Here is a 1,909-nt window from a genome sequence, read left to right as displayed (position 1 = left end):
GCGTCAACCGATCGACGACGGCCTCCTCGATCGTCGGGTACATCGATTCGAGCACCACGGCATCGGGCGCCGGCTCGGCGTGCGCCAGCACCAGCGACGCGGCACCGAGTGAAACGCCGATCACGCCGATCGCCTCGCCCGGCAGGCGCCGCCGCAACTCGGCCAGTGCCGTGCGCACCCCGGCGCCTTCGCGCAGCCCGAAGGTGATGCGCTCGCCGCTGCTCTCGCCGTGCGCGGGCAGGTCGATCAGCAGCACGGCATGGCCGTCACGCGACAGCAGCCGGGCGCGCTCGATCATCGCGCGCCGGTCCGCCCGCACGCCGTGCAGCAGCAGCACGGCGCCGCGACCCGGCCGGCCCGGGATGAACCAGCCGGCGACCGTGGCGCCGCGGCCGTCCGGGATCGACACGGTCTCGGCCTGCAGGTCGGCGGGCGCCGCGCCGATGGTGCGTGCGGCCGGCGAACTGAGCGCCTCGCCGGCACCCAGGCTGGCCAGCGCGACCAGCATCGCACTGGTCGCGAGACCGGCCGCGATCCGCGTGACGCGTCGCATCACACGCCCGGTGCCGACGCGCATCCGAGCGCCCACACCAGCGCAGCAGCGCGCTGGCGGATTCCTTGTGCCGTCATTCTTCCTCCCCGGATTCGATGATGATCGGCGCGATTCTGCCGTGCGGGCGCATCAGGGGCGACGCTGCTCGTTGCGCAATTCCTTGCGCACGACGAGCTTCAGCCCCGACCACACCGCGTCGACGGCGCACACCTTGACGTCGACGAAGCCCAGCGGCAGCGCGAGTTCGCGGATCGTGTCCTCGGTGATGTCGGTCGGCATCTTCGAGGCCTTCTTGGGCCACGAGACCCAGAGCGCTGCATCGGGCTTCAGCACCTTGCGCAGCGAAGGCAGGTGCGCTGCCAGGTCATCGCGCCTCGTGACGAAGACATGCGCGATGTCGGTGATGCCGGTCGCCCGGCTCGTGAACTCGACACCGGCCGGTACCGGCACCAGCAGCGTCCGGTAGCCCGGTGGTTCGTCAAGAATCGCAACGGTGCAGCCCTCTTTCAGGCCGAGCTTCTTCGCGAGCGGCGTGCCGGAATAGCCCTCCGTCATGCGGCCGCGCCGCCCGCTGCGAGTGCCGCGCGCACTTCGGCGAACACGCGCTCAGCGGGAATACTGGCTCCACTGTCCGAACCCTTGAGGATCTCGGCCCGCAGCGCGTCGCAGATCACCTCACGCTTGCCGGCACCGTCGCCTTGAGCGATCTCCTCGCATGCGGAAGCCGCGAACCGTTTTCCTGTGACGTCGTTGGATGGCATGGGCCGAACGCTATCAAACGCTGGCGGCCCCGCCAAGCCCGCACGGACTCACGCCAGGGTCATTCCCTGTCCGCTCAGCCGGAACGTCCCGATGATCCCGCTCAGCCGCAGCGCCTGGTCCTTCAGGCTCTCGGCGGCCGCGGCCGATTCCTCGACCAGCGCGGCGTTCTGCTGCGTCATCTGGTCGAGCTGGCTCACCGCCACGTTGACCTGGCCGATGCCCTGGCTCTGCTCGCCCGAGGCGGCGCTGATCTCGCTGATCATGTCGGTCACGCGCGTCACGCTGACGACGATCTCGTCCATCGTCGAGCCGGCGTCCTGCACCAGCCGGCTGCCGGCCTCGACCCGGTCGACGCTCTGGCCGATCAGGCCCTTGATCTCGCGGGCCGCCTCGGCACTGCGCTGCGCGAGGCTGCGCACCTCGCTCGCGACCACCGCGAAACCGCGGCCCTGCTCACCGGCCCGCGCCGCTTCCACCGCCGCATTCAGCGCGAGGATGTTGGTCTGGAACGCGATGCCGTCGATCACGCCGATGATGTCGGCGATCTTCTTCGAGCTGGCATTGATCTCGTCCATCGTCGACACGACTTCGGAC

4 protein-coding genes are annotated in these 1,909 nt (G+C 70.0%); all 4 read right to left on the bottom strand.

Annotated elements, in window-relative coordinates; genetic code table 11:
- On the bottom strand, window positions 1–553 hold a 553-nt coding region (locus AC1D15_RS29710; protein WP_477828851.1), incomplete at its 3' end, for an alpha/beta hydrolase.
- A 129-nt stretch (window positions 554–682) separates the two neighbouring features.
- A complete protein-coding gene (locus AC1D15_RS29705; protein ID WP_477828850.1) occupies window positions 683–1,108 on the bottom strand; it encodes a DUF3052 domain-containing protein in 426 nt (141 codons plus the stop codon).
- Window positions 1,105–1,314 carry a hypothetical protein gene (locus AC1D15_RS29700; RefSeq protein ID WP_477828849.1) on the bottom strand — a complete coding sequence of 70 codons (210 nt, stop codon included), beginning with the start codon at window positions 1,312–1,314 and terminating at the stop codon, window positions 1,105–1,107. Before AC1D15_RS29700 ends, AC1D15_RS29705 begins: the two co-directional genes overlap by 4 nt.
- A gap of 48 nt (window positions 1,315–1,362) precedes the next feature.
- A partial coding sequence (locus AC1D15_RS29695; protein ID WP_477828848.1) for a methyl-accepting chemotaxis protein occupies window positions 1,363–1,909 on the bottom strand: 547 nt, incomplete at its 5' end.

The organism is Rhizobacter sp. P2_H2 (genome assembly GCF_056403375.1).
This window is presented reverse-complemented; position numbering and strand designations above follow the sequence as displayed.